Genomic DNA, 1,394 nt, shown 5'->3' on the forward strand with positions numbered 1-1,394 from the left:
TAAACAGTAATTCAAATTAAGATTTGTAACTGACTTACAATATGCTTTCCAAGTAGTCTTTTGGTGAGATCCCGTACCATCGCTTGAAAGCCTTATAAAAACTGCTGCTATCTTTAAAGCCAAGCTCCAGACTTAATGCCTGTATGCTGATATTGTTTCGCTTTAATTGATCAAGCGCTCGCTGCTTGCGCGCCTCGTCATACATCGTTTGAAAACTGGTTCCTTCCTGTTTTAACTGACGATATAAAGTCTGCCGGCTGATATTTAGCTGATCGCTCAAGCTCATGACAGAAACGCCCCTTCCAGCATCTAGCTCTGAGGTAATCTGACGTTGAATTTGCTCCGTTAGTGACACACCAGAACCGATTGCTTTCCAAGCGCTTTTTGCTTTTTCCTGAATGATACTTTTCAGAAAGTGATTACCACTCATAACCGGCAAATCCAACAGAGACGCATCAAACTCCAAACTATTTTGCCCGCTTGAAAAACAGATATCCGTACCAAACACAGAATAAAAAGCGTCTATGTAACTCGGTTTAGTGAAGGTAAAACTTGCCTTAGTAATAGGAAACTCATGCCCGCTAAGCAGCTTTGCCCAAGCCAGCATGGCGCTCATACTTCGCTCAACGGCCATGTTCGGATAAGCCTCTTCGTGACGAAGAGAGAAACATAAAACACAGCGGTCTTGATGCCGTTCAACCTCCCAACATTCAGAAGGGTTCATCAAAGCGATGTGCTCAATAAATACGCTTAAGGCCTCGCCCAGCGTTGTGGTTTGGCTAACCCAACTCGCAAGCAATCCCTTTGCATTTGGGTTGATCGTTTGACCAATACGCAAGCCTAACCCAGCGGCATGTTTGCTCTGCGCTAGACGATCCCATAGTGCGATATAACTCGATTCTGCAATACGCTGATCGGGCGTTGCCTGCAAAACCGAATCAGCACCGAGAGCGCTCAACTCTGCATCCGATATCAACCCATAGCGCAAGCACAGCTCAACCAAATCGACTGCTGCAGCAGCCGACACCGTTGCGGAGGAATCAATGGCAGGCATTTAGTGTTACCAATAGACAGTGCATCGTTACCAATCGACCTAGTTTGAAAAACGCGTATTCGCATACGATATCAGCTCTTACACAGATTTAGGATTGTATCGTGCCATCTAAACAGCCGTTATTGCTTCGTTTATGTCTCCCAGTTTTTTTGATCTTGGGTGTCGGCTTAAGCTTCGCGTCACTCAGCACAAGTGATTTGTCTAAAGAGACGTTGGAAAGCAGATACACCAATGAGGCATCCAGATTTGTGCAAATTGATGGTAATCGCGTGCATTATCGTGATGAAGGAAGCGGCCCGGCAATAGTGCTCTTACATGGCACGGCCTCTTCATTACACAC

1 protein-coding gene and 1 pseudogene are annotated in these 1,394 nt (G+C 45.6%); one reads left to right on the forward strand and one right to left on the reverse strand.

The window, feature by feature from the left end; genetic code table 11:
• Positions 1–34 precede the first annotated feature (34 nt).
• Positions 35–1,054, reverse strand: coding sequence for an AraC family transcriptional regulator (locus tag A3751_RS12905; RefSeq protein WP_068456664.1), 1,020 nt, complete (start codon positions 1,052–1,054; stop codon positions 35–37).
• Between the two features lie 101 nt (positions 1,055–1,155).
• On the opposite strand from A3751_RS12905, the pseudogene A3751_RS23555 reads away from it, so the two are divergent.
• Positions 1,156–1,394: pseudogene (locus tag A3751_RS23555) on the forward strand (hypothetical protein); the annotation flags it as partial.

This window comes from Oleiphilus sp. HI0080 (assembly GCF_001635135.1).

Excerpts from the sequence above, each read along its gene's own strand:
- A3751_RS12905 (WP_068456664.1), bottom strand. The coding sequence starts at position 1,054 with ATGCCTGCCATTGATTCCTCCGCAACGGTGTCGGCTGCTGCAGCAGTC.